This window comes from Kitasatospora sp. NPDC043949, from assembly GCF_056435365.1.
This window is the reverse complement of the sequence record NZ_JBWKEQ010000035.1, coordinates 44929-70959: the sequence shown is the minus strand read 5'-3', so window position 1 is coordinate 70959 and position 26031 is coordinate 44929. Positions and strand designations below refer to the sequence as shown.

Sequence of the window (26031 nt, the reverse complement as noted above, 5' to 3'; positions counted from 1 at the left end):
CTCCCGGCCCGGACAGATTTCCCCTCTTTTTTGCGGAGAGCTCCCCCCCCCCCCCCCTCCCCCCCCCCCCCCCCCCACACCCCCCCCCCCCCCCCCCCCCCCCCCCGGAACTGCTCGGTGGCACGCTGTACGAGCGCTACTACGCCATCGACTACGCGGCCGTCCACGACCTCGCGACCGCCGAGGCGGGCAAGCCGAACAAGCCGGGCAGGGCGAACGAGGCCCCGGCGCGAGGCCGACGCCCCCGCTCCTCCCCCGGGTTCACCGAGCTGTGCGCGCAGCGCGCCGAGGTGTCCGGAGGATGGTCGATCGCGTCCAACGGGAAGATCATCGAGCAGGCCCAGATCCTCACCACCCACAACCTGGCCACCCTGGTCACCCGGGTCGGCATCAGCCCCGAGCCGGGCTGGGACGACCTGGCCTGGCGCAGCTTCACCACCGTGTGCCGCGCGACGGCCCGGATCCACGACAACCCGCGGCCGCTGTCCACCATCAAGGACGCGGCGTACGCGTGGCGCCAGCTGGTGTTCCACCTCTCCCTGTGCGAGCCCGCCGCGCAGGCCCGGGTCATCGCCGGACTGCGGGGGGAGGCCGCCCGCCACCCCGCCCACGTCGCGGCCCGTCTCGCCCCCGCCCTGGCCGGCCTGCGCCAGGCCGCCCGCGGCGGCGCCGCGGACGCGGACGCGGACGCCGGGCGCCGTCTCCTGGGCTGGACCACAGGACCGCACTGGCTCCACCCGGCCCCCAGGACCTGACCACCCGCGCACCGCCCAGGCCGAACCCGCCGCCGCCAAACCAGGAAGCCGTCGGCGCCGGCGGGTTCGGCTGGTTGGGCGGCGACCCGAACGAGCTCCAGCAGGTCGGCCGTCCGGTGGGGTGGTCTTCGTCGGTGGGTGGCTGCTGACCGAGGACGGTCCTCGAACGAGTGCGACCCGCGCCCACAAATCACCCGATCGAGTGAAGGTCGAACGCTCTCCGCCAATTCGGCACCCCGTCGCCGATGATGCGCTTGGCGCGACACGGGGGCACCCGCCATCCTGCGGGCGCCCCCACGATCCGTGCCGTCCATCCGCCGACGAACCTCGGAGCACACATGCGTCGCCCCACCACCGCCGCCGCAACCGCCCTGACCGCCGCCATAACCGCGGCCCTGCTGACCGGACCGGGGGCCGCCGTCCCGGCCCACGCGGACACCGCACACATCCCCGTCATCCTCATCCACGGCCGCAACGCGGACCCCGGAGTATGGGGCACCCTGATGACCGGCCTCCGTTCGAAGGACGTCCCGGCCTTCGCCTGGGGCTACGACACCTCCCGGTCGACCAACGAGGTCCTGGCCGGCGAACTGACCCAGTACGTCGACAACGTTCTGAGCCAGACGGGCGCGGCCAAGGTGAACATCGTCGCCCACAGCCTGGGCAGCCTGCCGAGCCGCTGGTACATCAAGTTCGGAGGCGGCAACCAGAAGGTCGCGAACTGGATCTCCCTGGCCGGCCCCAACCACGGCACCTCCCTCGGCTACCTCTGCGCCCTCTGGGACCAGGGGTGCAAGGACATGACGCCCAACTCGTGGGTCATCAGCCACCTCAACCAGGACACCGAGACCCCGGGTCCCACCCGGTACACGACCTTCTGGTCCCCCAAGGACGAGCAGATCTCCCCGACCACCAGCACCAAGCTGAACGGCGCCACCAACATCGAGACGGACGGCCTCAAGCACAACGACTTCCTGACGAACCCCGACGTCCTCGACAAGGTCACCGCGATCCTGACCAGCTGACACACAGCCACACCACCGCCCCGGCACCACCGGCCACCCGCCGTGTACAGATCCTCGGCGCGGTGGCCGGCCCCGCCGCGACAACGGCGCGACGAGCACATCTGCGTCGCCTGCCGGTCAAACCCGTGGGCGGCCGCCGGTGGCGGGGCCTCCTCGAAGGTGACCACGGTGTGGCGGACGTAGTGCGCGAAGATCTCGGCCACGGCGTTCAGGTCGGCCGGAACCGCCGGGCGGATCACTGACTCCATGGCGTCCACAACGGGAGGGTGTGGGCCGCGCTGCGCGGGCCACCGACTCGGGCCGTCGGCCGCGACTCTCCGATAAATCAGAGCGCGAACCCGGACAATCCATGGACCAGGAATACGGGCGAAATCGCCGGAAAGAAAAGGTGGAGATAGGAATCGAACCCATCTAAACGGCCCTGCAAGCCGTCGCCTCGCCACTCAGCCACTCCACCGCGGCAACGAGGGAAACATTACACGCACATGAACGGGGATTACCCGGCGACGCCGATCTTTCACTCCAGAAGACCCTTAATGCGTTTAGTGCTATTTCTCTCGACATGGTGTCGACAGGGTCCGGTGGGCCAGCGCGGAAAAGTCGCGGTGCGCTAGCCTGTGCCGATATCTCCGACCCGATGGGATTTCACTGATGGCCGTCGAGGAATCATGGTCCACCCGTACCACGGAGCTGCGCTGCGGAACCGCTGCGAACCGGTGCCAGTACAAGAGCCTCCCCCTGCGCGACCTTCCCCCGCTCGGTGTCGTGCGCCGCGCCCGGATCGTCCGCGAAGGCCTGCGTGAGCGCCGCGCCGCCGTCCCGACGCCCGGCCGGCCCTCCCGCTTCACCGAGGGAGACTGGGTCCGGGTGAAGGACGAGGCCACGGTGCGCGCCACCCTCGACGCCAAGGACCGCCACCGCGGCCTGTGGTTCACCCGCAGTCAGTGGTCGTTCTGCGGCGGCGTCTACCAGGTCGAACGCATCGTGCGCCGCATGATCGACGACCACTACCGCGTGCGGCGCCTGTCCGGCACCGTCGCCCTGGCCGGCGCCACCTGCCACGGCGCGGACGGGGCCCAGGGCTGCGGACTGGACTGCGCCCTGCTGTTCCGCGACGAATGGCTGGAGCCCGCCCCCGCGCCGGTCCCCGCCGCTCGGCCCGCCGCCCTCTGGGCGACCGTGCGCAGCCTCCCGGAGATCCACGCCACCCTCGACCCCGACGGGCGGCTGGACGGCGTCCCCTTCCAGCCGGGCATGGAGCTCCACGCCGACACCCGCCACAGCGCCACCGAACTGCGCCACCGCTCCCTCGCCTGGTGGCAGCACCCCACCAAGGGCCGCTGGTTCATCCTCAACGGCCTGCGCTGCGGCGGCGAGCCGCTCGCCACCGGCTGCGACCGCCGCTGCGCCCTGCTGTGGCACGAGTCCTGGCTGCATCTGGAACCCGCCGCCACCGCCCACTGACCTTCCGCCACCGCCCGCCGCCCGCCGACCACCGCCCTGCCGGGCACCGCCCTCCGCGGTGCCCGGCAGGTTTTCGTCGCCGGCAGGTCCTCGCCGGCCGCCAGCGCCGCCAGCGCCGTCAGCGCCGCCAGCGGTCGCGCACCAGCTTCGCGGCCAGGTGCAGCGGCCCGTCCCGGTCACCGACGTAGCAGCGGGGAAGCGCGTACACCCCGCTGTGGACCCCGGGGCTGACCGCGCACCCGTACCCGTAGCCGGCTCGCGCCACCGCTTCCACCGCGGCGGCGTCGAGCGAACCGTACGGGTAGCAGAACCCTTCGACCGCCTGCCCCGTCAGGTCCTCCAGCACGCGGCGGCTGTCGGCGACCTGGGCTGCCAGCTCCCGCGCGCCCAGGCCCGCCAGCCGCCGGTGCGTCAGCCCGTGCGAGCCGATCTCCAGCCCGGCGGCGGCGGCCTCGTGGACCTGGCACGCCGTCATCAGCGGCTTGCGCGGACCCTGCCGGTCCCAGTCGTTGTATCCGCCCAGCCGGTCGGCCACCACGTAGACCGTCGCCGTGAAGCCGTACTCCGCCAGTGCGGGCATGGCCTCCTCCACGAAGTCGCGGTATCCGTCGTCGAAACTCAGCCCCACCATGCCCGCCGCGCCACCACCCCGGTGCGAGCGCATCAGGGCGCCGACCGACACCCCGCGCAGCCCGCGGGCGGACAGCCAGCGCAGCTGGCGGCGAAAGCGCGCAGGGTCGACGGTAATCAGATAGGGATCCTCACTCGTTGACGCCACCGAGTGGTACATCAGCGTCCACGGAAAACGCCCCGCACCTCCACCGGCCGCTTCTTCCGGACTGTTGCGTGGTCGAATGATTCGCATGTTCTGCTCCAGCTGTCCGGCGGCACCGCCTGTGCAGGTGGCCTTCAGGGAAATTGCATTCTGGCAGCGTCGTACCCGGCTTCCATTCGCGCCAGGCGACTCCGCCCCATTTCACCCGGATGCCAGCCCAGAAGTCGCCCGACGAGTGCCCGGCCCGCACGGCCCGAATACCGGTTCCGCCCCGTCCGGAACCGGCCGACGTTTCACCTGGCCGCGACGGCGGCCGGTGCCCGTGCGGCGGCTCTGGCGGCATCGAGCGCGGCCCGGACCCGCGCCGCGCCTGCGGAGGCGATTCCCGTCGTGCGGCTGTCGTCCGCAGGGCGGCTGACGAGGCCCGCACACGCGCGACAGATGCCGGGTTGGGGGACGGGGTCGTGGCACTGGGCGCACTCGGCGTAGCCGGCCGCTACGGGCCGTGCGGCGGCCCGGACGGGCGGCATCTTGCGCTCCAGGCGGTAGCGGAGCACCGCGACCGCCGAGTACACCGGGGCGGGCAGGCCCGGCAGCAGGGCCCGGGCGAGGTCGGCGGGTGTGCTGCCGCGCTCCAGCCACTGGGCGACCAGGGGCGCGAGTTCGCGTGCCTCGGCCTCGCCCAGGCTCAGGCGCGGTTCGGGGCGGATGACCCGGAACAGGGTGGCGACCGCCTCGCGGAGCCGTTCGTCCGGCGCGTCCTTTTCGGAGTCCCCCTCCCGCCTTTCCGCCCCCAGGGCAGCGCCAGGCTCTCCGGACTGCCGGGAGGGGAGGGAGGGTTCTTTCACCGGGTTCTTTACCAGGGCGTCAGCGCCGCCGGTGGTCCCTTCGCCGGGGGCCGGACGGTTGGCACCCGGCGGCATCAGCTGCGGGGTGTCGTGGACGTGGGTCTCGGTGATGATCGTGCCGTCGGGCATCCGGATCTTCTCGACCCGGTAGAAGCCCGCCTCGGCCAGCTCCTTCAGCGCCTTGCGAATGGCGCAGCGCCCCTGGGGGCTGGTGTCGGCCATGTGCCGGCCGTCCTCGCGCCAGCCGTCCGGGCGGGAGAGGAGGTCCGCGAGCAGACCGCGAGCGGTGTAGGACAGCCGCCGGTACTGGAGCATGGTGTTGGGCAGCACGGTGAAATCGCGCACGTGGGCGCTACGATGGACGCGCATCGGGAGGTGCTTCTCCTGTTGCCGGGCCCCGGAGCGTTGGCGCGCTGCCGGGGTCACCTATTTGTGGTTAGGTCACGGAACGTACCACAACTATCCGACACACCAAGCGTGTTGACGCCAGCGGCCGGATCATATTCAAATCCTCCCGCCGACGGCCGGCACGAAGTGCGGCCAGGACCACCGAGGCCTTCCACGGCTGGACCCGGAAAAGGGTTCCATGACGGCCCCGACCGGGGGTTATCCCCCTCTCGCATGGGCCCGCTGCCCGGATGGATCGGTGGATCTTGAACACCCAGGCTGAAGGCATACGAATTGCCGATGCATCCGGCAGGGTGCACAAGGAGGGTTCCCCCATGACCGATCGTTCTCGCCCGCTTCGACGTGCCCGCGCCTCGTCGTCCGGGCCGGGGCGAGGCATCGCGATGGTGGTGGTGACGGTCGCCACCGGTCTGGCCGTGGGAGGCGCTCTGCCCGCGTCCGCGGCACAGCCCCGCGGCTCCGGGTGAGGTCGTGCGGCAAGGCCTGGACCGCCTGGTGCACGAGGACAAGTACCCCGCCGCCCTGGCCTCCGACCTCGGCCGCGACGGGCGCACCCGCAACTACGCTGCCGGCGTCGCAGACTTGAGCACCGGGAAGAAGGTGCCGGTCGACGGGCAGGTACGGGCGGGGAGCAACACCAAGGCGTTCACCGCCACGGTCGTCCTGCAACTGGTCGACGAAGGCAAGGTCGCCCTCGACGCCCCGGTCGAGCAGTACCTGCCGAACCTGGTGCGCGGCGAGGGCATCGACGGCCGCCACATCACGGTACGTCAGCTGCTGCAGCACACCAGCGGACTGCCTGACTACGTCGACTTCGTGGGCGACCTCGTCGGCACGGAGCGCCACACCTACCTCCAGCCCCGAACCCTGCTCGACCTGGCGCTGGCGCACAAGGCGCTGTTCGCCCCCGGGACCAGCTGGGCGTACAGCAACACCAACTACCTCCTGGCCGGCCTGATCATCGAGAAGGTCACCGGCCGTCCGCTGGCCGAGCAGATCACCCACCGGATCATCGAACGCATCGGACTGCGCCACACCTACTTCCCCGGCGCGGGCGACGAGGGCATCCGGGAAGCACACCCCCAGGGCTACTACGCGCAGCCCGGGGGGCCGTTGGAGGACGTCACCGAGTTGGACCCCTCCTGGTCCTGGGCCGCCGGGCAGGTGATCTCCACCCCGAGCGATCTGAACCGATTCTTCTCCGCCCTCTTCGGCGGCAAGCTCCTGAAGCCCACACAGCTCGCCCAGATGCGGACCACCGTCGAGGTCCCCGGCGGAATGTGGCCCGGTGCCCGGTACGGGCTGGGAGTGACCAGTACGCCGCTGAGTTGCGGCGGCCTGATGTGGGGGCACGGCGGTGACATCCCCGGTTACCAGACGCGCACCGGCGTCACCGATGACGGCCGCGCCGTCACGGTTGCCGTCACGGCGCCCACCAAGCAGGGCCCCTCCGATGTCCTGGCCCTCCTCGACGCCACCCTGTGCAGGTGACGGCCGAGGCTCCGTAGTGAGAGTGGCCGTGGTTGGCGTCGCCCAGTTCCAGGATGGCGTCGGTGTCGCGGCGACTCTCCGAACCCCCTGCACGCGCCGCCGCCCGAACTCCTCGGTCCCAGGAGAAGAATTATCCGGCAGTCCCAACTCCATTGCCAGCAGTCCGCCGACGGCCCGCCGCCCACCGATCGGCCCGCCCCGATCGCCCTCAACCGCTTCGCCGAAACTCAGGGTGCGGCGGCGCGTCGGCGGCTGGTTCGGCCACTGCTGCGTTGACCGTCAACGACGAGTGCGCGCAGAGCACACTGCGGAGCCGCACGGCAACTACGGTTCTTGCACGGCGAGAAGGCCGAGTCCGCGGAATCCCGGTTGCCGCCCCTGCACGTTCGCTCGGGGGGAGCCGAGGGATCCTCAGCGAAAGGAAGCCCGAAGTGCACCGGACAACTGCTCACCCGCTGCGACGGACGACGGCGTTGCGCCGGGTGGGGAACACGATCGCGGCCGCGATGGCCGGAGGCGTCCTGCTCCTGGCCGCCCCGGCCCCTGCCGGGGCGGTGGAACTGGACTGGCGGGGCGTCGGCGTCAGCAGCCTGTCCCACATGAAGACGGTGACGGTCAACGGCAACACCTACGACGTCACCAGGGGCCTCGACAACGGCATCTGGTTCCGGTTCAACAACGGCGCCTGGCAGCCGCTGGGCGGCTTCCAGGCCCAGAGCTACTACTCCCCCGCCATCGTGCAGTGGCAGGACCGTGTCATGGTCGCCCACCAAGGGGTGGACAACCAGATCTACTGGACCGCCGTGCAGAACCCGTCCGCGAACCAGTGGGAGCCGTGGCACCGCATCGAGGGTGACGCCGCCGCCTGGGGCGGCATCTCCCTGGAGAGCCTGGGCAGCACGGTGCTCTTCGACTGGGCGGACGTCAACGGCCTCTACCGGATCACCAGCGTGCACACCCGCCCGGACGGCACCCGCTCGCAGACCGCGATCAGCTTCCCCAACAGCCAGTGGCACGTGGGGCCGCAGGGAAGCGGCACGACGGGCACCCGGCGACCGAGCCCGATCATGACCTGGAACGAGGCGGCGGGCGGCGAGATGGAGCACATCTACCTGGTCGGAACCGACAACCACGTCTGGCAGATCTGGCGCAACCCCGCCACCGGGGCGACCGGAACCGCGAGCCAGGTACCGGGCGGGGCCGTGTGCATCTCCGGGGTGTCGGCCGCGCGGATGGGGTACCAGGACTACACCGTCGCCCCGGGCGACCCCCAGTACGCCAACCAGCGCCGGCAGATGCTCGCCTGCATCGGGGCCGACGGCTACGTCTGGATCAACACCTCCTCCACCGGCGGTGACACCTGGGACGGGTGGCGCCAGCCCGCCGGCGCCCTGGCGCCGTCGACGGACACCCCCGCGATCAACGCCACCGTCAACGAGTTCAGCATCGACATCAACTGGAACGGAGCCCGCAGCGGTCTCTTCCCCGACCACGCGATCGTCGAGAAGAGGATCCGGTAGCGGGACGAGGGCACCGGCGGGCGACGGCGTGGAGGCCCGGACGGCTCGCGGCGCGGGGCTGTCAGCCGACGGACTTCGCGTCGTCCGCCAGTACTTCGACGAGCCGCCGCTTGACCGCGTCGCGATGCGGGACCTGACGAGGCGGCTGCCCCGGCTTCGGCGGGACGCCGAGGTCGGTGAGGAGGTAGAGCATCCGCAGGGTGCGCAGCGCGTTGGACACGTATGTCGGGGTGGTGCCCCGGGCCACGGCCCGGAAGTCGGCGCCGATGTCGTCGAGCCAGGCGACGGACCGGTCCGCGGTGAGCTTCGGGTTGGTGAGGGTCAGCGCGATCGCACGGGCGAGCCGGTCGTCCTCCCGTTCGGCGTACAGGTAGTCGGTGGGCGCGAGGAGCCGGGCGGTCGCGAGGTCCAGCATCTCGACCGGTTCGACCTCGCGGTGGCAGCCGAGGGCACCGAGCAGGTCGGCGCCGTGCGCCACCGCGTGCAGCCAGCCCAACTGCGCGTCGTGGCCGCGCAGATCGCTCTCCGCGGGGTACCAGCGGGTGAACGCGTCCAGCCATTCCTGCCGGAGGTCCCCGCGGCTGACGATCATGTCCAGGACCAGCGGCGCGAACGTGCGGGCCTGAATCGGCGAACCGGCCGCGAAGCGGGCCGCCATGTCATCGCCCAGGCGGAGCCGCCGGTCGCCGTCGATGACGTCGCGCTCGATCCAGGTCCGCAGCACGACGTACGGGTAGCCGTCGCGCACCTCCGGGTCCGGATCCCGCAGGCACTCCGCCAGTTCTGCGGTGAGCTCGTCCAGATCGCCGCCCGGGGGCACCGCACATGCGTCGGAGTAGATCTTGTACCAGTCAGTCACGAGCAGCGAGGCTAGCCCGCCATGGACGGCGTGACCAGCGATTATCCGGATCCGCCCGCTGCTGTGACCGACAGTGCCGCGGGACGTCGGACGCCCATCGCCCCGGCCTCCCGCCCCCACTCCCCCGTCCACGTGGCGCCTGGCCGCCGTCACCGTGACGACCGCGCTCGCCGTCCTGGTGTTCTCGAACTCCTCGGCGTACGCCGTGGCGCCCGGTGAGAGCAGCAGGTGGGCCGACGAGATCGAGGACGACGTCCCCGTCGCGGCGAGCGGCATCATGGGCGAGGCGCGCGCCGACGACAGTGACCTCATCCAGGTGTGGCGCGGGGCCGACGACGCCGACACGTACCTGTCGCTCGACCACGGGCGGCCGATCACGCTCGCCGGCCAGACCAACGCCGGCCCGCAGGTCGTCGACGCCGACGGCACCCGCGCACCCCGCACGTCACCACCAACCTCTCCGTCGAGGTCGACGAACCGGCGGGCACGGCCGTCGCGCGTTCATACGTCACCGTCCTCCAGGCCCTGCCCGGCTTCCCCTTGCAGCCCATCGCCGCCGCCCGCTACCACGACCGCTTCGAACTCCAAAGCGGTCAATGGCAGTTCGCGGAGCGCCGGGTGCGCCTCACGCTGGTCGGCGACGTGAGCCGCCACCTGCGCCAGGCCGCCGCACCCCGGTAGCCCCCAACCTCACGGGACAGGAAGGCTAGGCATCCGTCCGCACGACCGCGGTGAGGGTCTGCTCAGGGCTGCCGTCGGCGGGCCGTGCGGTCATCGGGTCCCCGTTGCGCCCCGCGGTGCTGGAGGTGAGCGCCCAGCCGGCGGGGTTGACCACGGCCCGGCGGGCACCGTCGTAGCTCCATCGCTGGGCCGCGGAACCGTCGCAGGCGGCGCGCACCACCTGGCCGCCGACGGCCGCAGGTGCGGCCAGGCACTCGTTGCCCTGGGCGGTATGCAGGCTGCCGTCGCGGGCGAAGACGAAGAGCTGGTTGGCGTTGGGCGTGGTGGCGCAGCGGTAGCTGATGGCGCCGTTGGTGCCGCCGCGGTCGAGGCAGGCGCCGTTGGCGAACCGGAGCGGCCAGCGGGCGGACTGGCCGAGGACGAAGGAGGTGCCGGCGGTCTCGTCGGTGACGGTGGCCGTCACCCAGTGGGTGGCGGGGTCGATCCGGACCTGGAAGGCGTACATGTGGCCGGTGACCGGGCGGCCCTGGTTGACGGTGCTGTTGGCGCACTGGAGGTGCTGGCCCTCGCCGGTGCTGTTCCAGCAGTGCGAGCCCTGGGTGCCGTCGGCGCCGAACGGGCGAGCGGTGATCGGACGCATGACGGACCAGCCGGGCCCGCCGCCACCCGATCGGGCCACCTCCGGCCGCGACACGACGAAGCGCCGAGACAACGGCGGTTCGGATGCGGAAGGCTGACGCCACCCTGCCCGGGGCCTCGCGGCGCGGCGGGAACGAGCGACCGGAGCGACCGGAGCGACCCGAGACCGGAATGGTGGCATGACCGTTCAGGACACCCCGCCCACCGGGACCACCCGGCGCGGCGACTTCGCCGAGCTGCACCGACGCGTCTCCGACGCCGGTCTGCTGCGCAGGCGTCCCCTGTACTACGCAGGCCGGAGCGCCGCGCTGTTCACCGCCCTGGCGCTGCTCCTGGCCGGGTTCGTCGCGCTCGGCGCGAGCTGGTGGCAGCTGTGCATCGCGCCCCTGTTCGCCTTCGTCCTCGGCCAGTTGGCGCTGCTGGGGCACGACGTCGCCCACCACGCGGTGTTCGCCGGCCGGCGGGCGACCGACCTGGCGGGCATCGTGCTGGGCAACCTCGTGGTCGGCATGAGCTACGGATGGTGGGTGAGCGACCACAACCGGCACCACGCACACCCGAACCGCGAGGGCCACGACCCGGCCGCGGACTCCCTCCTCTTCGCCCGGACCACCGAACAGGCCTGCCGGACAAGAGGGTTGAGGCGGCTCGCGGCCAGGTACCAGGCGGAACTGTTCTTCCCGCTGCTGTCCCTCCAGGCGCTCGGGCTGCTCCTCGCCACCTGCCTGACCCTGACCCGCGGCACCGTCCGGTACCCGGCCCTGGAGCGCACGCTCGCCGCGCTGCACTACGCCCTGGCGGTGGCCCTCCTGGCCGTCGTCCTCGCACCGCTCCAGGCGCTGGCCTTCGCCGTACTGTTCGGGGCGGTCCTCGGCGTGTACCTGGGGTGCATCTTCGCGCCCAACCACAAGGGCATGCCGATGACCGGCCCGGACGCGGAGCGCGCCGACTTCCTCCGCCGGCAGGTGCTGCCGTCGCGCAACCTGCGGGCCGGCCGGTTCGTCCACTTCCTCTTCGGCGGCCTCGGCTACCAGATCGAGCACCACCTCTTCCCGGCCATGCCGGTGGCGGCGCTGCGCCCCGCCTCGCGCATCGTGCGCGACTACTGCGCCCAGATCGGCGTACCGTACAGCGAGGCGAGCCCGGTCGCCTGCTTGCGGGAGATCCTGCGGGACCTGCAGGCCGTCGGCCGCTCGCTCCCCGGCGACCCGGCGCAGTCGGGCCCGCCGACCCGGCCTTCCGCTCCAGAGCCGACCCGGCCGACCGCCCCGGAGCCGCAGGCCGCGCCCGAAGCGGGGGCGGCGGTACGGTGAGCGGAGTCCTGTCCGGGCCGGCGGCGCGCACCGCGGACGGCCCGGCCCCCGGCGGCGAACGGCTCCGCGTCCTGATCGTCACCGAGTCCTTCGCCCCGCAGCTCAACGGTGTCGCCCACAGCGTCCTCCGGACCGCCGAACACCTCGTCGCCCGGGGCCACACCCCGGTGGTGGTGGCACCCGCCGTGCGGGCACCAGCCGCGCGAGCCGCGCGACGGCACGCGGGCGACCTGCGCCGCGATCGGGCGTACGGCTACGAGGTGGTCCGCGTCCCGTCGGTGCCACTGCCCGGCTACCCGGAGGTGCGGGTCGCGCTCCCGGGGCGCGGGGTGGCCGACGCCATCGAGCGGCACCGCCCGCACGTGGTCCACCTGGCCAGCCCGTTCGCGCTCGGGGCGGTCGGCGCCGCGGCGGCCGACCGGGCGGGGGTCCCGTCCGTGGCGGTCTACCAGACCGATCTGGCCGCCTACGCCAGGACCTACCTGCCGGCGCTGGGCGCGGCCGGGCCCCGGCTGGCCTGGTGGCGGCTGCGACGGGTGCACTCCCTCGCCGCGCGGACGCTGGCACCGTCGCGGGCTTCGCTGCGCGCCCTGCTCGCGCACGGCATCCCCCGGGTCCACCTGTGGCCGCGCGGCGTCGACTGCGCACGGTTCCACCCCCACCACCGCGACGAGACCCTGCGCCGGCGCCTCGGCCGCCCCGGAGACGTCCTGGTCGGGTACGTCGGACGTCTGGCGCCGGAGAAGCACGTCGACCGGCTGGCGGAGGTGTCCCGGATCCCGGGGGTTCGGCTGGTGGTCGTCGGCGACGGCCCGTGCCGGGCCCGGCTGGAGGCCGTACTCCCGGACGCGGTCTTCCTGGGCCTCCGGTCCGGGCACGAACTCGCCCGGCTCTACGCCTCGTTCGACGCCTTCGTCCACGCGGGGCCGTTCGAGACCTTCGGCCAGACCCTCCAGGAGGCCATGGCGAGCGGGCTGCCCGTCGTCGCCCCGGCGGCCGGCGGACCGCTCGACCTCGTCCGCCCGGGGCACACCGGGTTCCTCGTCCCACCCGGCGCGGCGGACGGGTTCCGGGAGGCCGTCGAACGTCTCGCCCGCGACGACGAACTGCGGGCGGCGTTCGGGCGGGCGGGCCGTGCCTCAGCGACGCAGCGCAGCTGGGAGACGGTCGGCGACCGCCTCGTCGAGCACTACCGGCTCGCCCTCACCGAGACGGCCGGGCCACCCCTGCGCCGCTGAGCAGGCCGGCGGACCCGCCCCGAAGAAACGGACCACCATGCACCACCCCCTCGCCGCCGAGTACGTCCGCAGCCCCGCTCCGGCCGCCGGCACCGCCGTCTTCCTGCACGGACTGGGCGGCTGGACCCACAACTGGGCCCACCTGATCGACCTGCTGCGGACCTCGGCGCACTGCCTGGCCCTCGACCTCCCGGGGTTCGGAAAATCGGCACCCCCGCCCGACGGCGACGTCACCGTCGAACGCCAGGCCGCGGCCGTCGCCCGCCACCTCGACCGGACCGGACACCACCGCGTGCACCTGGTCGGCAACTCCCTCGGCGGCCTGATCGCACTGCGCCTCGCCGCCCAACGGCCCGACCTGGTCGCCACCTTGACCCTCATCTCGCCCGTGCTGCCGACGTTCCCGCCCGCCCCGGCCCTGCGGGTGGCCCTGCTCGGCCTGCCGGGCGCGCCACGGCTGCACTCCCGCCTCCTGGCCGCCCAGAGCCCCGACCGCCAACTGGACGACCTCTACCGCCTCATCTACGCGAACCCCGCCCTCGTCGGCACCGAACAGCGGTCCGTGGAGGCGCGCGAGCGCCGACGCCGCGCCGAACTGCCGTACGCACAAAACATGCTGGCCGAAGGTGTGCGCTCGGTGGTCCACGCGTTCCTGCGACGGGGCGAGGCCTCCGCCTGGCACCTGGCGCGCCGCGTCACCGCCCCCACCCTGCTCGTCTACGGCCGGGACGACGCCCTCGTCCCCTTCCGTACGGCGCCCCGGGCCTACGCGGCCTTCCGCGACGCCCGCCTCCTCACCCTCCCCGGCGTCGGCCACGTCGCCATGCAGGAACGGCCGGCCCCCGTGGCCACGGCGATCCGCGCCCTGATCACCGGGTCGAGCCCGCGCGGCGCCGTCACTGTGCCGGAATCGCGCGCACCGGGTGCTTGCTCAGGATCGACACGCGGTTGAAGGCGTTGATGGCGATCGCCACCCAGATGACCGCCGAGATCTGGTCATCGGTCAGGACCTCGCGGGCGGCGCCGTAGGCGGCCTCCTGCGCGACGGCGTCCGACGGGTCGGTGGTCACCTCGGCCAGGGCGAGCGCGGCACGCTCCTGCGGCGTGAACAGTTCGGTGTCGCGCCACGCGGGCAACGTGCCCAGGCGCTGCGCGGTGTCACCGGCCTGAAGAGCGGCCCGGGTGTGCACGTTGAGGCAGTAGGCACACCCGTTGATCTGGGACACCCGAAGATTGACCAGCTCCACCAGCCTGCGGTCCAGCCCGGCCTCCGCCGCCCCCACCCCGGCCGCCTCGGCGGTCGCCCGCAACGCCCGGTAGGCCTGAGGGCTCTGCTTGTCGATGAACACCCGCCGGCGCACCGGGGCCGCGGTCACATCGGTGGTCACATCACTCACGGGAACTCCTCTGGCGGATCAGCAGATCAACGGATCACTCGTGGCCGGCATGTCACCGCACCATCATAGTTGAAAGTGAAACCACTTTGGAAGGCGACCGCCCGGGAGGCCACAGCATGACCGTCATCGAAACCGACCCCGCCGACCCACGAGACCGTCTCCGGATGGGACTTTCGCATGTCACAGGCCCTGTGGTACCTCTGATGATCACCAAATGTCGGTCAAGGGGTGGGAATGGACAAGAAAAAGATCCTGATCGGATGCGGGGCGGTACTCGCCCTCGGCGCCGTCCTCTCGCTGTTCGAGGACAAGCCCGATAAGGCGACTGCCGAAGCGAAGCCGTCCGCGAGCTCCCCGGCGGCCCCGGGTCAGCAACCGGCCGACGAGGCCCCGAAGCCGACGTCCGCGATCCCCTCGCCGGACTCGGCGCAGACCGTCGCCCTGATGGCCGCCCTCAAGGCCGTGGACCCGGGTCTGGTTGCCAAGCAGGACCGCGCCGTCTCCCGAGCCCGTAACACGTGCCTGGACGCGCGCGAGAACAAGGACGCGGCGACGGTTCAGAAGAACACCAAGTCACGGTTCGAGGGCGGCACGGTGCCGTCTCTGACGGACGACCAGGCCGCACAGATCGTCGCCGCGGTGAAGTCGACGTTCTGCGGCTGACCTGTGCCGTGCAGGCCCCGTCCAGCACCGGGCGGGGCTCTGCTGCGCCGAGGCTTGTCGGATAGATCAGTGCATCATGAGCATCCGGTGATGCCAACGGGCGTTCAGAAACCCCGCCCGGTCACGGCCAGGCGGGGTGCGGGCGGCCAGGGGCCGGGGGCGGCGGGGGGTGTCGCCGGTCAGGGGGCCTGGGTGTCGGCTGCGGGTGGGGTGGGCGCGTCGTCGGCGTCGTCGGGCTCGTCGGCCTTGGCGCGGACGTCCTTCGGGGTGGGCGCCACGATGTTCCGTTCCTCCGCGGACCGCTCCCGTACGGTGTCGTCGCCGTCCCGCGAGGCGTCGTGTTCCGCGGGGGTGGTACCCGTGTCGTGCGTGCTCATGGCGTAGCCCTTCTCATCAGGTCAGTCGGCAGATTCGGTGCGCTCTGGGGGCGGCCTCGCGGGCCCGGTGGTTGCTTCCTGCTCGAACCGGCGGGCCTGGCCTCTCCTCCTCGGGGTTGCCCCGGCGTCTACCCCGAACGTCGGTCGCGACGCGTTCGCACGGCCTCGGAGATCCGGTCGGCGGGCCCTGCCGTTCCTGGCGCCGCTCCGGCCACGACGCCACGACGGGATCCGGACGCGTGCAGGACCGGTGTTAAGGAGCCGTCCGGCGGGCGGCCGTGCGCCGCAGCACGATCTGGGGCAGGACGAGCCAGGTGGTGGTGAACCAGAGCAGGACGGCTGCGCTGAGGACCCAGGCGGCGACCGGGTTGCCGGTGGCGGTGCGCAGCAGGAGCAGCAGGGCGGCGGCGATGGTCAGGGCCAGGGTGACGAGGCCGGTGGCGATGAGGTGGCCGGCGACGTGGATGAGTTCGGGTTTCATGCCGCGGCCGGCGAGGAGGCGGTGGAAGGCCACGGGGGCGACGAGCGTGCCGGTGGAGAGGGCACCGAGGATGACGGTGGCGACGTAGAGGTCCTTGTCGAAGTCGGGCAGGCCGGCGAAGCGCGGGGTGAAGGCCACGCTGATGAGGAAGCCGAAGAGGATCTGCGCGCCGGTCTGGCACACCCGCACCTCCTGGAGCATCTCGCTCCAGAGCCGGTCGGCCCGTTCCTGGGGCGTCTCGTCCCTGCCCCCGCCGGGCGACTTGTCGTCCTTCAGCACGGTGTCGTCTCCCTGTGCGCGGATGCACGGATGCACGGATGCACGGATGCACGGATGCGCGATGCGGGCAGGTCGGCAGGCCCGCAGGTCAGGTGCCGGCCCTTCGGGCCGCCGGGTCAGGGGCGGTCTTCGTGGTGGCCGCAGAGCCAGGCCAGCGCTTGGTAGGCGCCCAGGGCGTACGCGGCGTTCGCGCCCTCGTCCGCGCCGTCGCCCTCACCCGAGGCCGAGGCCGAGGCCAAGGCCAAGGCCGAGACGTCGCGCAGACGGACGGCGGCGGCCTGGCACTCGGCCAGGAGCTGCGCCCGGCACGGCCCGGTGGCGCCGAGCGCGGCGGCAGCGGTGAGGGGCGCCGCGACCTGGGCGCCGGCGGCCCATCGGTAGGCCCCCAGGATCCCGTGGTCGAAACCGGTCCACGGCTGCGGGCGGCCGTTGGCCGCCTCGATCGCGTCGAACACCTCGTCCAGCAGGCGCACCCCTACCGCCGGGATCGTCGTCTCGTCACTGGTCATGCCCGCAACCTACGTCGCCCGGACGCGGCCCGCCCCCGGGCGCCCGGTCCGTCCCGGGGCCGGCCGGACGGACGCTGGGCAATCGGGTGAACCCCACGACGGCCGCCGAGGTGGCGCCGGTGGGTCCGGATCAGGCTCGGAGCGCGGTGCGCAGCGCCGGGACCGGGTGGCGGCGGACCACTCAGTCGCCCGTTGCGGGCAAGGCGATGCGGCGCACCTGTCCGGCTTCCAGCTCGACGACGACGGCCAGCACCGGGCGCAGCCAGCGCACCATCGACCGCGCGCCCGGATGCGGCTTTCGCAGCCGCCCGGCGACGGGCGATCCGAGCTCCGCCCGCTCCTGCCCGGACAGCTCGCGCGTCACCAGCCGCCGACCGTCGACGAGCACCACCAGCAACCGCCCCGGCTCGCCTGGTTTGCATGGTTTGCCCGGTTCGCCGACGGCCCCGACCACCCAGCCCCTCACCGCAGCCCGCCCGGACACCGTTCCAGCGCGGGCGGCACGATCATCGACGGACTCCTTCCGTGCACGAGGTGTGATCACCCGAGCATGGCAGCAGGCCCCGACGGGCGCGATCCATGCGGTCGTCGGTCCCGCCGCTCTTCCAGGCGGAGCCGGGCCGAAACGGGGCAAGGGTGCTCGCCTCGAAAGGCCCACCCCCGGATGTGGGTCCGCCGGCGATGGCCGAGGCTCGGTGCATGGCATCGATCATCGTGCTCTTCGAGCTGGAGCCCGACGGGGCCATCGGGGCCATCAGCGCGGAAAGTGCGGAAGATGCGGAAGATGCGGAAGGTGCCGAGCCCGCCGTGATCGCGGTGCACGCCGCCGGGGCCGATCCCGACGTGCCCGAGGACCCGCAGCCGTACACGCTGTGCGGGCTGGAGACCGGCCCGATGGAACACACCCACTACCGGCCGGTCCGGCCCGGCGAGCCCTGGTACCCGCCCACGCTCGCCGACCAGCGGTGCCAGGAGTGCGAGCGCGCCCTGCGTACGCAGTGACCGCAGTGCCCGCAGTGCCCGCAGTGCGCGCGTACGGCGCTCACAGCCCGGGCGCGTACGGCGCGATGCCGACGATGAGGATGTCGCGGCAGCCGTCGCCCCCGTCGTCGCCGAGGCGGACCGGACCGACGTAGTGGCTGACGCGCCGGTCGTGGACGCCGTACCCGTCCAGCGGTTCGGTCAGGACGAAGCGGGTGTGGATGGCGTCGGCGGGCAGCGCGTCGGGTTGTCGGCCGGCGCTCTCCGGGGTGGCGATGACGTTCTCGCCCCCCTCGATGTTCCGGCGGCCGACGAGGTGGGCGAAGGTGAACGTGGCCGGTGAACCGCCGTCCTGGTGAAGGCAGTTCGGCGAGGACACCGCGACCTGGCCCCGGTCCTGCACGCCGAGCGCGATCAGGTGGATGCCGACGTAGACGGGCACGCGGTGCAGGTCCTCCAGCCACAGGGCGTGGTCGAGGTCGGCGCGGACGAGGGCGTCGAGCAGCCGGTTGCCGTGCAGGGCGGGCGGGATGTCGGGCAGCCGGCGGCGCATCCGGGGGTACTCGGGGTTGTGCTCGTCCTGCCAGTACTCGGTGACGGTGCCGAACTCGCCGTCGGGGGCACCGGGGATGTAGGACAGCACACCGGTCCAGGGCAGGTAGACGGCGTGCGAGTAGCGGCGGAACCGGTTGGTCTCCCGCGCGTACGGGTCCGGGGGCAGGTCCCGGTAGGCGTCGGCGAGCCGGGCGAAGTCCTCCGCCAGTGCCTCGGGGTCGACGCCGAGGTCGGCGGCGCTCAGGCGGGCGTAGCCGTCGCGGCGCACCAGGCCGCCCCGTTCGGGGGTGCGGCCGTTCGGGTTCGGGGTGGCGTGCATCGGCTTCCCAAGGGGTTCGCGGGCGGCCGTCGGCGCGGGTCCGTCCCCCGGCCGCTCCCTGCCGGCTCCCTCCAAGCTGGCACGCCCGTCGCGGCCGCGCCGCAGTGGGGTCCGCCAGGCGGGTGACTGCGGCGGGGCGGCGTCCGGGGGGATCATGCAGCTCGCCAGGTCGTCCACCACCGCCGGCAGGCCTCCGGCGCGGTGTGCGGCGCGTTGGCGGTGGGCGCCGCTGCCCCGGGTGGCGAGCCGGTCGACGAAGGCGGTGACCCGTTCCAGGTCCCCCATGTCCTCCAATGCGGCGCCGATGTGCTCCAGCAGCCGCCGTGCGCGTTCCGGGGCGGGCAGCATCCGTCCGGTCAGGGCGTCCGTCCCCCGCCCCGGCCAGCCGTCGCGGGTGGCGTACCAGTAGGCGCCGCGCAGCAGCTCACCGCTCAGCCGGGGGCCCTGGTCGCCGTGCTCCGCCAAACGGGCGGAGGTCACCACCAGTCCCCGGACGACGGCCGCCAGGGCCACGGAGTCGACCGCCTCGGCCGGAACGTCCATGCACCGTACTTCCAGGGTCGGCAGGTTCGGGTGCGGGCGGGTGTCCCAGAACGGCAGCTCGGCGAAGGACATTCCACCGACGTCCGCCATGGCGGTGGCGAAGCGCCGGTAGTCGTCGAAGGATTCGACCCTCGGCGGCGGCCCGAGACCGGGGAACCGCAGGCGCAGCACCGACCGCCAGCTCGCGTACGCGGTGTCCCGTCCGGCGTGGAAGGGCGAGTTGGCGCTCATCTCGACCAGCAGCGGCAGCCATGGCCGCAGATGGTTACCGACCAGGGCCGCCACCTCCCGGTCGGGCAGGAACACGTGGACGTGCAGGGCGCAGACGGCGAAGTCATCCATCATCGTCCGGAACAGTTTCACCCCGTCGCGGTACCGGGGGTGATCGCCCACCGGCGCCACGTCGCCGCCGATCACGGGCGTCGCGCTGGGACAGACCTTCAGGTTCTCGGCCGTCGCGCACGCGGCCAGTTCGCGGCGCAGTCGCGTCAGCTCGGCGGACAGGTCCTCCATCGTGCTGCACGGCGGTGTCCGCACCTCGATCTGGAGGTCCGTGAACTCCCCGGACACCAGCTCCCCCAGCACGCCGGCGGCGCGGGCGGCCAGCCCCGGCCCGGCGGGCACCGCGGCGCGGGTGGCGGCGTCCACGAGGAAGTACTCCTCCTCCACCCCCACCGTCGGCGCCGGCTGCCGGCCGCGCCCCGCACCGTCCGGCACGGGCCGCCGGGAGCCTTCCGCGCGTACCGCGTCGCTGCCGTCCACCCCACCAGCGTCACTCCCCCGGCCCGCGCCGTCATCCCGTACCTGCCGTCATCCCGTACCTGCCATCGGTCCGGCCGCCGCGGAGGTCCCGAAGGATGTGGCCCCGCGGACGAACGCGACGGCGCCGACCGCCGCCACGCCGGTCGGGGCGCCCACGGGGGCACCGGGGTGCCAGGCCTCACCACGCGTCGCCAAGGCCGTTGGAAGCAGGGTCGGGACCCGTCCGCCGGAGGTGGCCCGGGCTGGTCCGGATGCCACCGAGCGGGTGCGGCGGACCGGCCCAGCAGCGACGTTGAGAAGATGGACATCGTCGTCGTACTTGAGCTAGACATGCCGACCAACGTGCGGCTCCTCGGCCCCGACCACACCCCGGCGGACCCGGAGAGCCCGGTGCGCCGCGTGCACGCCGCCCCCGCGGAAGCCTCGGGCACCTGCGGCCGCCGCACCCTGTGCGGCCTGGACACCGACGGAATGACCCTCGCCCCGCACCGCTACGCCCACCAACCTCCAGCGCACTGGCTCACCTGCAGCACGTGCCAGGCCGCCAGACAGGGCCCCGCACCCGACGCCACCGGAGCAGCCGCCCAGGACCACCACGAGGACGACGCCCACCCGGCGGAAACCGCCGCGCGCTGAGCACCGCACCCACCGCGTCGAGCGCGCGGGCGGCGGCCGACGGCCGGTCGCCTCCTCAGCGCGAGCCGACCGCTTCGGACCGTGTGCGCAGCGCGGCGTCGACGCCCCGCAGGAAGTGTTCGAGGTCGTCGGGGTTGCGCGAGGTCACCAGCCGCCAGCCGTCGGCATCGTCCGTGACCAGAGGTTCGTCCGTCCAGGTGGCACCAGCGTTGGCGAGGTCGGTGCGCACGGAGGGGTAGGAGGTGAGCCGCTTGCCGTACGCGACGCCCGCCTCGGCCGGCAGCCACGGCCCGTGGCAGATGGCGGCGACGGGACGCCCGTCGACGGTGAAGGCGACGGGACGTCCAGCGACGGTGAAGGCGAGCACGGTGTGGACGGCCGCCTGGCGGAGCCGGAGGGTGTCCGCGGTGATGGTGCCGCCCGGGATGAGCAGCAGGTCGTAGCCGGCGGGGCCACCTCGTCGAGGGTGTGCACGGAGGTGTGCGGGCCCGGCAGGTGTGCAGGTCCGGCAGGTGTGCGGGCCCGGCAGGTGTGAACGGCGCCGGTGCGGGAAGCCGCCCGGCATGCTGTTGCTGCGACCACCGGGGGTCTATCCGCCGCAGGGGGACACCGAACTGCTGGCCGCCTGTGTGCGCCGGGAGCCGCTGGACGGCTCCAGCCGGGTGCTCGACCTGTGCACGGGGACGGGCGCCGTCGCGCTCGCGGCCGCGCGCAGCGGGGCACGGGTCACGGCGGTCGACCTGTCCGCCCGTGCCGTCGCGGCCGCCTGGTGCAACTCCCGCCTGCACCACCGCCGGATCCGGCTGCACCGGGGCGACCTGCTGGCCCCGCTCTCCGGTGGCCGCTTCGACCTGGTGACCGCCAATCCCCCGTACCTCCCCACCGACCCCGGCAAGGGGTCTCCTGGCCGCGGCGCGGCCCTGGCCTGGGACGCCGGCCCGGACGGGCGGCTGGTCCTGGACCGGATCTGCCGGACGACTCCCCGCGTGCTGGCCGCCGGCGGCGTGCTGCTGATCGTGCAGTCCGCGCTCGCGGACGTCCCGGAAACCCTGGCGCTCCTGCGCGCGGCCGGGCTGCGCACGAGCGTGGCGGCGCGGCAGCGGCAGCCCTTCGGGCCGGTGCTGACGGCCCGCGCCGCCCTGTTCGAGCGACTCGGGCTGATCGGGCCGGGCGAGCGCGAGGAGGAGCTGGCGGTGGTGCGCGGTGTCCGCGAACGCTGACCGGGACGTCACCCGGGTGGTCGTCGTGCCGGGCGGTCCCCTGCTGGTCGAGGGCCCGGTGGAGGTGGTCCTGCCGGACGGCACCCGGCGGGTCTCCGAGCGCCCGGTGGTGGCCCTGTGCGCCTGCCGGCGCAGCCGGACGTATCCGTTCTGCGACACCAGCCACCGGCGGCACGGCCGCCCGCCGCAAGGCTCGGGAGCACAAGAAGGCTCAGGAGCACGGCACGGCTCAGGAGGAGGAGTCGGCGAGGGGTGAGCGCAGGGAGGTCCGTCCGGCGCGCCAGCAGCCGAGCAGGTGGTCGGCGAAGCGGCGGTCGGCCGTCCCGGCGGCGGCGATGCCGAAGGCGATGTCCGGCGCCGACTCCGGTTCGGCGGCGAGCAGTTCCTCGATGACCCCGCGGCGCACCAGTTGCTCGTGGACGGCGTCGGCCTCGATGTGTTCGCGGTAGAACAGCGTGCCGTCCTGGCCGCCACCCAGGCGTTCCAGCGCGGCGGCCAGGCGGGCCGAGCCGGGGGAGGAGGTGATCTCGATGGCGGCGAACTGCCCGATGGCGGCGCCGCGCAGCACGCGGTGCAGGCCGAACAGCGTCATCAGGTTGACCGTCGCCAGCATGGGCGCGGGGACGACGTCCAGGTAGTGGCCGTACTCGGGGTCGAGGCCGAAGGCGGTCATCATCCGGGCGAACAGCAGGCAGTGCGCCCGCTCCGGGCGTCCGGCGCCGTACTCGTCGTAGGCGATCGCCATCAGCACCGCCTGGGCCGGCCCGTGGATCCTCGGCAGGACCCACAGTTGCGGATCGGCCTCCTTGAGGTGGTAGACGGACCGGTGCACCAGGTACTCCCGGGCGTGGTGGCGCTCGCCCTCGGCCAGCAGGAAGTGCGAGGGCCCGGTACCCTCGGGCGGCTGCGTGAGCAGTTGCTCCAGCACCTCGGGCAACGCCGGTACGGGTTCCGTCTCGGCGCGCACCCTCGCCAGGAACGATCGCTCCAGCTCCCGTCGCAGGGCGAGCAGTTCCGGCTCCCACTCCCAGCCGGGGTGGACGCCCGGCAGGCCCCGGTCGTGGAGCTCGTAGCACAGGTGCAGCGCGAGCTGGTGGTCCTCCCCCCAGGGGTCGTGGAGTGGGCCCGGTGGCGCGAGCAGCCGTCCGGCGCCGGGCGGGCCGGCGGTCACCAGCCCGAGCACCGCCGCCGACAGCGGTCCGCGCGGTCCGGGCAGGCCGGGCGGGCCTGGCAGGCCGCTCATCCGCCGCTCCCCCGGCCATCGGCGCAGGCGCAGAGCACGGCGAAGGCGACCGCGAGGGTCAGCGCCCAGCAGCCCGTGAAGGCCCACAGGACAGGTGGCTCCGCCGTCCGGAGTCCGGCCGCGAGCAGGCCGAGCGACAGCAGAGCGAGCCCGAGAACAGGGCCCGGCCGTACCCCGCGCATCATGTCCCAGGCCCTGCTGCGCAGTCCGAGGCCGAACCTGTGCAGCCGTGCTTCCAGGACGCGGTCGCGGCGCAGCTCCCGTTCGATCCCGAGCAGCGCCTCCTGCTCGCGTCCGTCCATGGTGCGTCCTCCTCGCGGGGTCATCCGTCGTGGTCCGGCGGAGCGGCTACCCGGGAAGCGCGAAGGCTAACGCCGCCGCCGGCAGCGTGGCCTTCCGGAGGAGGGCCGCCCGCCCGCCGAGGAGCACTGCGTGCGGGACCGCCCGCCGTTACATTGAGGCGCAGGGGGCGGCAGAAGGGGCGGGAGATCCCGAACGGGGTGGCTGATGCACTCGATCACCGACTGGCTGGACGGCCTGTCCGGCCCGATCGTGTACGCGGTCGTCGCCGCCCTCGTCTTCGCCGAGGACGCCCTCTTCTTCAGCTTCCTCATCCCCGGCGAGAGCGCCGCCGTCCTCGGCGGTTTCCTCGCCCACCAGGGCAGGGTGTCCATCGGCTGGCTGGTCCTCGCCGTGGTCTGCGCGGCCGTCCTGGGGGACTCCGTCGCCTACGAGATCGGCCGCCACATCGGCCCGGCGGTCCTCGACACGCGCATGCTGCGGCGTCATGAGGAGCAGGTCGACAAGGCCCGTGACCTGATCCGCCGACGGGGGCCGGCGGCCGTCTTCTTCGGCCGCTTCGTCGCCTTCTTCCGCCCCGTGGTGCCCACGCTGGCCGGCGTCTCCCGCATGCCGTACCGCCGTTTCCTCCTCTTCAACGCCCTCGGGGGCCTCGCCTGGGGCGTCGGGTTCACCCTCCTCGGCTACTTCGCCGGGGCCGCCTACACCAAGGTCGAGGGCACCGTCGGCGGCGTCGTCGCCGCCCTGCTCGCCGCGGTGGTCGTCATCGCCCTCATCGTCTGGCGCGTGCGCCGCCACAGGTCCTCAGCCCGTACGCGGTCCCGCCGTACGCAGTCCCGCGAGGGCCAGGACGAGAAGCACTGACGGCCGGACCGCCCGGCCGACCTCACCGCGCGCGCAGGGGGCCGGGACCCGCCCCCGCCCCGATCCCGGCCCCGGCCCGTCGCGGTCGGCAGGGCCCCGTCAGTGCTGGTTCTCGGCCTGGAACATCCAGCTGTGCTTCTCCAGCTCGGCCGTGAGTCCGATCAGGAGGTCCTGACTGACGGGATCCGCCGGGCCGGTCTCGTCGATGCGCACCCGCATCCGTTCGATCACGGCGGCGAAGGCCTTCACCAGGTTCTGGACGGCCGTCACGTCGGCCGTCCAGCCCTCGGGGAAGTCGGGCAGGTTGCTGGTGGCGGCGATCGTGGCGGCCCGTCCGTCCGGGCTGACCCCGATCGCGGCGGCACGCTCGGCCACCTGGTCGGCGTAGTCGCGCGCGGTGGCGACCACGTCGTCGAGCTGGAGGTGGACGGAGCGGAACCGGGGCCCGTAGAGGTTCCAGTGCGTCTGCTTCGCCACCAGGGACAGGTCCAGCAGGTCGACCAGGGTGCCTTGGAGGGCCTCCCCGGTCGTCTTGCGTTCGCTGTCCGGCAGCGGGCTGCTGATGACGATACCCATCGCTGAGTTCCTTCCGGGTCGGGGGAGCCGTCGGCCGGCCCCCGCGGTGCTGGCGGGCCCTCCACCCGGCGGTTCGGCCTCGACGGGCCGTCTCGGATTCCGGAGGACGGTGCTCCGAGGCGCCGGGGCGTCCGGGACGAGGACGAACGACCGGCCGGGCAGCGGGACCACGCGGCGGCTGCCCCTTCTCGCCGGACGGAAACCACCCGCCTCGCGCCGGGAACCGCGCCGGAACGTTCCGCACGCGATCGAACACGCCGCGCCCGGCGGGTTTCCGGGATCAGGGCCATGAATCGGCCCGGGGCGGGTAGCCGAGCGCTGCCGCCGCCGGCGCTCGGTGCCGCTGCGGGCAACCAGGCGCCACTGCCAGAAACGGAGTCCGTCGCATGACCGTCGTCACCTCCTGGTCCACCGCCGTCACGCTGCCCGAAGGCCCGTTCCCCGATGTGACCGTCGAGGCGCAACTGCGCTTCGACACCTCGCTGCCGTACGCGGTGTGCCTGGTCTTCCCGCCCCTCGGGGGCGGCGGGGAGGCGCAGTGGGTCTTCGCGCGTGACCTGCTGAACGAGGGCCGCCACGCCCCCGCCGGCCACGGGGACGTGACGGTCGCGCCCGGGCGGGCGGGCCGGGTCCTGGTCACCCTGTGCGCCGACAACGGTCGGGCCGTGATCAGCATCCCCGCGGACGCCGTGACGGCCTTCCTCCTCGACTCCTTCACCCTGGTACCGGCCGGCACCGAATCCGACCACCTCGACATCGACGCCGTCCTCGACCGGATCCGGTCCTGACCCGCCACGGCCGACGGCGGCGACCGCTCGGTGAAGGGCCGGGCGTGCCCGGGGAGGGAACCGATCCCATTCCGCCGCGGGCGGGATGGTTTGCCCGGCCCGCAGAGCGGTACACGCGGATCATGGGCGCGGCCGGAGAAACGACGGCTCCACCACCCCCGGACGGTTCCGGCATCACCATCGAACGGCCGGACCGCCCCTCCTGACAACCGTCCCAGTCACCACATGGGAGGACCTCGTGATCGTCCTCGGCGTCATCCTGCTCATCGTCGGTTTCGTCACCGGGATCTCGATCCTGTGGACCATCGGCATCATCCTGGCCGTCATCGGCCTCGTCCTGTGGATCGCGGGCTCCGTCGGACACGCCGTCGGCGGGCGTCGTCACTACTACTGATCCACTCGTCCTATTTTCTGCACCACCCGCCCCATCCCCTGATCCGCCCGTTCACCCGGCTCGTGGGGGGGGGGGGGCCCGGAGCCAAAGGGGGGGTACACCAACAACAACACACGGCCCGGCGCCGC

Annotated in this window: 31 protein-coding genes and 1 tRNA gene; 17 read left to right on the top strand and 15 right to left on the bottom strand. The window is 73.1% G+C overall.

The genetic code is table 11. The features are described from left to right. Positions 1–290: 290 nt before the first annotated feature. Both AC07AL_RS26140 and AC07AL_RS26135 read left to right on the top strand, forming a co-directional pair. Positions 291–755 (top strand): hypothetical protein, encoded by a 465-nt coding sequence (locus AC07AL_RS26140; RefSeq protein WP_478318376.1) that lies wholly within the window; start codon positions 291–293, stop codon positions 753–755. 338 nt (positions 756–1093) lie between these two features. Next, positions 1094–1780, top strand: a complete 687-nt coding sequence (locus AC07AL_RS26135) for an esterase/lipase family protein (protein ID WP_363584422.1) — start codon at positions 1094–1096, stop codon at positions 1778–1780. Positions 1781–2166: 386 nt separating this feature from the next. Here the strand turns inward: AC07AL_RS26135 and AC07AL_RS26130 are convergent. Further along, a tRNA-Cys gene (locus tag AC07AL_RS26130) sits at positions 2167–2237 on the bottom strand. Between the two features lie 194 nt (positions 2238–2431). Between AC07AL_RS26130 and AC07AL_RS26125 the strand changes: the two genes are divergently transcribed. Beyond that, the gene (locus AC07AL_RS26125; protein ID WP_331744814.1) at positions 2432–3244 is read left to right on the top strand and encodes a hypothetical protein; all 813 of its coding nucleotides are present in this window, start codon (positions 2432–2434) and stop codon (positions 3242–3244) included. A 118-nt stretch (positions 3245–3362) separates the two neighbouring features. Here AC07AL_RS26125 and AC07AL_RS26120 read toward each other — a convergent pair whose 3' ends face one another. Together AC07AL_RS26120 and AC07AL_RS26115 are read right to left on the bottom strand one after the other, a co-directional pair. Continuing rightward, positions 3363–4022, bottom strand: coding sequence for a polysaccharide deacetylase family protein (locus AC07AL_RS26120; RefSeq protein ID WP_363584418.1), 660 nt, complete (start codon positions 4020–4022; stop codon positions 3363–3365). Between the two features lie 290 nt (positions 4023–4312). Next, positions 4313–5236, bottom strand: a complete 924-nt coding sequence (locus tag AC07AL_RS26115) for a hypothetical protein (RefSeq protein ID WP_331744820.1) — start codon at positions 5234–5236, stop codon at positions 4313–4315. Positions 5237–5746: 510 nt separating this feature from the next. Between AC07AL_RS26115 and AC07AL_RS26110 the strand changes: the two genes are divergently transcribed. Further along, on the top strand, positions 5747–6766 hold the full coding sequence (locus AC07AL_RS26110) for a serine hydrolase domain-containing protein (protein ID WP_478318374.1): 1020 nt from the start codon (positions 5747–5749) through the stop codon (positions 6764–6766). Between the two features lie 431 nt (positions 6767–7197). Then, a complete protein-coding gene (locus AC07AL_RS26105) occupies positions 7198–8286 on the top strand; it encodes a PLL family lectin (protein ID WP_400331977.1) in 1089 nt (362 codons plus the stop codon). Between the two features lie 61 nt (positions 8287–8347). Here the strand turns inward: AC07AL_RS26105 and AC07AL_RS26100 are convergent, their stop codons facing one another. Continuing rightward, the gene (locus AC07AL_RS26100) at positions 8348–9145 is read right to left on the bottom strand and encodes a DUF2785 domain-containing protein (RefSeq protein WP_363622721.1); all 798 of its coding nucleotides are present in this window, start codon (positions 9143–9145) and stop codon (positions 8348–8350) included. Between the two features lie 318 nt (positions 9146–9463). On the opposite strand from AC07AL_RS26100, the gene AC07AL_RS26095 reads away from it, so the two are divergent. Beyond that, positions 9464–9826: a nuclear transport factor 2 family protein gene (locus AC07AL_RS26095; protein ID WP_478318372.1), complete on the top strand. Its 363-nt coding sequence runs from the start codon at positions 9464–9466 to the stop codon at positions 9824–9826. 25 nt (positions 9827–9851) lie between these two features. Here the strand turns inward: AC07AL_RS26095 and AC07AL_RS26090 are convergent, their stop codons facing one another. Continuing rightward, positions 9852–10466: a ricin-type beta-trefoil lectin domain protein gene (locus tag AC07AL_RS26090; protein WP_478318370.1), complete on the bottom strand. Its 615-nt coding sequence runs from the start codon at positions 10464–10466 to the stop codon at positions 9852–9854. A 178-nt stretch (positions 10467–10644) separates the two neighbouring features. Between AC07AL_RS26090 and AC07AL_RS26085 the strand changes: the two genes are divergently transcribed. From AC07AL_RS26085 to AC07AL_RS26075, 3 genes are all read left to right on the top strand, one after another. Further along, a complete protein-coding gene (locus tag AC07AL_RS26085) occupies positions 10645–11778 on the top strand; it encodes an acyl-CoA desaturase (protein ID WP_400985638.1) in 1134 nt (377 codons plus the stop codon). Positions 11779–11849: 71 nt separating this feature from the next. After that, positions 11850–13016, top strand: coding sequence for a glycosyltransferase family 4 protein (locus AC07AL_RS26080; protein ID WP_478318382.1), 1167 nt, complete (start codon positions 11850–11852; stop codon positions 13014–13016). 37 nt (positions 13017–13053) lie between these two features. Beyond that, positions 13054–13968 (top strand): alpha/beta fold hydrolase, encoded by a 915-nt coding sequence (locus AC07AL_RS26075; RefSeq protein ID WP_400985640.1) that lies wholly within the window; start codon positions 13054–13056, stop codon positions 13966–13968. Here AC07AL_RS26075 and AC07AL_RS26070 read toward each other — a convergent pair. Beyond that, entirely contained in the window at positions 13913–14413 is a 501-nt protein-coding gene (locus AC07AL_RS26070) for a carboxymuconolactone decarboxylase family protein (RefSeq protein WP_363584402.1), read from the bottom strand. The genes AC07AL_RS26075 and AC07AL_RS26070 overlap by 56 nt on opposite strands. Positions 14414–14647: 234 nt before the next feature. On the opposite strand from AC07AL_RS26070, the gene AC07AL_RS26065 reads away from it, so the two are divergent. Further along, entirely contained in the window at positions 14648–15076 is a 429-nt protein-coding gene (locus AC07AL_RS26065; protein WP_363584455.1) for a DUF732 domain-containing protein, read from the top strand. A 179-nt stretch (positions 15077–15255) separates the two neighbouring features. On the opposite strand, the gene AC07AL_RS26060 is transcribed toward AC07AL_RS26065, so the two are convergent. The 4 genes from AC07AL_RS26060 to AC07AL_RS26045 all read right to left on the bottom strand — a co-directional run bounded on the left by AC07AL_RS26060 (position 15256) and on the right by AC07AL_RS26045 (position 17113). Beyond that, complete coding sequence (locus AC07AL_RS26060) at positions 15256–15453, bottom strand: hypothetical protein (RefSeq protein ID WP_363584400.1); 198 nt, start codon at positions 15451–15453, stop codon at positions 15256–15258. A 253-nt stretch (positions 15454–15706) separates the two neighbouring features. Then, positions 15707–16213: a DUF6328 family protein gene (locus AC07AL_RS26055; protein ID WP_363622699.1), complete on the bottom strand. Its 507-nt coding sequence runs from the start codon at positions 16211–16213 to the stop codon at positions 15707–15709. 116 nt (positions 16214–16329) lie between these two features. Then, entirely contained in the window at positions 16330–16722 is a 393-nt protein-coding gene (locus tag AC07AL_RS26050; RefSeq protein ID WP_478318366.1) for a hypothetical protein, read from the bottom strand. A gap of 181 nt (positions 16723–16903) precedes the next feature. Then, entirely contained in the window at positions 16904–17113 is a 210-nt protein-coding gene (locus AC07AL_RS26045; RefSeq protein ID WP_363584395.1) for a hypothetical protein, read from the bottom strand. Between the two features lie 308 nt (positions 17114–17421). Between AC07AL_RS26045 and AC07AL_RS26040 the strand changes: the two genes are divergently transcribed. Continuing rightward, the gene (locus tag AC07AL_RS26040) at positions 17422–17724 is read left to right on the top strand and encodes a hypothetical protein (RefSeq protein WP_478318364.1); all 303 of its coding nucleotides are present in this window, start codon (positions 17422–17424) and stop codon (positions 17722–17724) included. Positions 17725–17764: 40 nt separating this feature from the next. On the opposite strand, the gene AC07AL_RS26035 is transcribed toward AC07AL_RS26040, so the two are convergent. After that, a complete protein-coding gene (locus AC07AL_RS26035) occupies positions 17765–19882 on the bottom strand; it encodes a YbdK family carboxylate-amine ligase (protein ID WP_478318363.1) in 2118 nt (705 codons plus the stop codon). A gap of 300 nt (positions 19883–20182) precedes the next feature. On the opposite strand from AC07AL_RS26035, the gene AC07AL_RS26030 reads away from it, so the two are divergent. After that, a complete protein-coding gene (locus AC07AL_RS26030; RefSeq protein WP_363622689.1) occupies positions 20183–20518 on the top strand; it encodes a hypothetical protein in 336 nt (111 codons plus the stop codon). A gap of 55 nt (positions 20519–20573) precedes the next feature. On the opposite strand, the gene AC07AL_RS26025 is transcribed toward AC07AL_RS26030, so the two are convergent. Then, positions 20574–21083 carry a DJ-1/PfpI family protein gene (locus AC07AL_RS26025; protein ID WP_478318361.1) on the bottom strand — a complete coding sequence of 170 codons (510 nt, stop codon included), beginning with the start codon at positions 21081–21083 and terminating at the stop codon, positions 20574–20576. Here AC07AL_RS26025 and AC07AL_RS26020 point away from each other — a divergent pair. Both AC07AL_RS26020 and AC07AL_RS26015 read left to right on the top strand, forming a co-directional pair. Then, positions 21082–21738 (top strand): HemK2/MTQ2 family protein methyltransferase, encoded by a 657-nt coding sequence (locus tag AC07AL_RS26020; protein ID WP_363584385.1) that lies wholly within the window; start codon positions 21082–21084, stop codon positions 21736–21738. The genes AC07AL_RS26025 and AC07AL_RS26020 overlap by 2 nt on opposite strands. Next, entirely contained in the window at positions 21722–21994 is a 273-nt protein-coding gene (locus AC07AL_RS26015; RefSeq protein WP_363584383.1) for a CDGSH iron-sulfur domain-containing protein, read from the top strand. Before AC07AL_RS26020 ends, AC07AL_RS26015 begins: the two co-directional genes overlap by 17 nt. Here the strand turns inward: AC07AL_RS26015 and AC07AL_RS26010 are convergent. After that, positions 21968–22981 carry an iron-containing redox enzyme family protein gene (locus AC07AL_RS26010; RefSeq protein WP_363584381.1) on the bottom strand — a complete coding sequence of 338 codons (1014 nt, stop codon included), beginning with the start codon at positions 22979–22981 and terminating at the stop codon, positions 21968–21970. The two genes, AC07AL_RS26015 and AC07AL_RS26010, sit on opposite strands and share 27 nt — an antisense overlap. Continuing rightward, positions 22978–23283, bottom strand: coding sequence for a hypothetical protein (locus AC07AL_RS26005; protein ID WP_363584379.1), 306 nt, complete (start codon positions 23281–23283; stop codon positions 22978–22980). Before AC07AL_RS26005 ends, AC07AL_RS26010 begins: the two co-directional genes overlap by 4 nt. Positions 23284–23488: 205 nt before the next feature. On the opposite strand from AC07AL_RS26005, the gene AC07AL_RS26000 reads away from it, so the two are divergent. Continuing rightward, on the top strand, positions 23489–24145 hold the full coding sequence (locus AC07AL_RS26000; protein ID WP_478318360.1) for a DedA family protein: 657 nt from the start codon (positions 23489–23491) through the stop codon (positions 24143–24145). A 99-nt stretch (positions 24146–24244) separates the two neighbouring features. Here the strand turns inward: AC07AL_RS26000 and AC07AL_RS25995 are convergent, their stop codons facing one another. Then, on the bottom strand, positions 24245–24721 hold the full coding sequence (locus AC07AL_RS25995; protein WP_363584375.1) for a Dps family protein: 477 nt from the start codon (positions 24719–24721) through the stop codon (positions 24245–24247). Between the two features lie 386 nt (positions 24722–25107). On the opposite strand from AC07AL_RS25995, the gene AC07AL_RS25990 reads away from it, so the two are divergent. Further along, a complete protein-coding gene (locus tag AC07AL_RS25990; RefSeq protein ID WP_400806804.1) occupies positions 25108–25509 on the top strand; it encodes an SsgA family sporulation/cell division regulator in 402 nt (133 codons plus the stop codon). Between the two features lie 238 nt (positions 25510–25747). Then, positions 25748–25903, top strand: a complete 156-nt coding sequence (locus AC07AL_RS25985; protein ID WP_363584371.1) for a DUF6131 family protein — start codon at positions 25748–25750, stop codon at positions 25901–25903. Positions 25904–26031 lie beyond the last annotated feature (128 nt).

Coding starts and splice junctions, on each gene's coding strand:
- AC07AL_RS26135 (WP_363584422.1), top strand. CDS start 1,094: ATGCGTCGCCCCACCACCGCCGCCGCAACCGCCCTGACCGCCGCCATA.
- AC07AL_RS26125 (WP_331744814.1), top strand. CDS start 2,432: ATGGCCGTCGAGGAATCATGGTCCACCCGTACCACGGAGCTGCGCTGC.
- AC07AL_RS26115 (WP_331744820.1), bottom strand. CDS start 5,236: ATGCGCGTCCATCGTAGCGCCCACGTGCGCGATTTCACCGTGCTGCCC.
- AC07AL_RS26090 (WP_478318370.1), bottom strand. CDS start 10,466: ATGCGTCCGATCACCGCTCGCCCGTTCGGCGCCGACGGCACCCAGGGC.
- AC07AL_RS26085 (WP_400985638.1), top strand. CDS start 10,645: ATGACCGTTCAGGACACCCCGCCCACCGGGACCACCCGGCGCGGCGAC.
- AC07AL_RS26075 (WP_400985640.1), top strand. CDS start 13,054: ATGCACCACCCCCTCGCCGCCGAGTACGTCCGCAGCCCCGCTCCGGCC.
- AC07AL_RS26065 (WP_363584455.1), top strand. CDS start 14,648: ATGGACAAGAAAAAGATCCTGATCGGATGCGGGGCGGTACTCGCCCTC.
- AC07AL_RS26060 (WP_363584400.1), bottom strand. CDS start 15,453: ATGAGCACGCACGACACGGGTACCACCCCCGCGGAACACGACGCCTCG.
- AC07AL_RS26050 (WP_478318366.1), bottom strand. CDS start 16,722: ATGACCAGTGACGAGACGACGATCCCGGCGGTAGGGGTGCGCCTGCTG.
- AC07AL_RS26040 (WP_478318364.1), top strand. CDS start 17,422: ATGGCATCGATCATCGTGCTCTTCGAGCTGGAGCCCGACGGGGCCATC.
- AC07AL_RS26030 (WP_363622689.1), top strand. CDS start 20,183: ATGGACATCGTCGTCGTACTTGAGCTAGACATGCCGACCAACGTGCGG.
- AC07AL_RS26020 (WP_363584385.1), top strand. CDS start 21,082: ATGCTGTTGCTGCGACCACCGGGGGTCTATCCGCCGCAGGGGGACACC.
- AC07AL_RS26025 (WP_478318361.1), bottom strand. CDS start 21,083: ATGCCGGGCGGCTTCCCGCACCGGCGCCGTTCACACCTGCCGGGCCCG.
- AC07AL_RS26010 (WP_363584381.1), bottom strand. CDS start 22,981: ATGAGCGGCCTGCCAGGCCCGCCCGGCCTGCCCGGACCGCGCGGACCG.
- AC07AL_RS26005 (WP_363584379.1), bottom strand. CDS start 23,283: ATGGACGGACGCGAGCAGGAGGCGCTGCTCGGGATCGAACGGGAGCTG.
- AC07AL_RS26000 (WP_478318360.1), top strand. CDS start 23,489: ATGCACTCGATCACCGACTGGCTGGACGGCCTGTCCGGCCCGATCGTG.
- AC07AL_RS25995 (WP_363584375.1), bottom strand. CDS start 24,721: ATGGGTATCGTCATCAGCAGCCCGCTGCCGGACAGCGAACGCAAGACG.
- AC07AL_RS25990 (WP_400806804.1), top strand. CDS start 25,108: ATGACCGTCGTCACCTCCTGGTCCACCGCCGTCACGCTGCCCGAAGGC.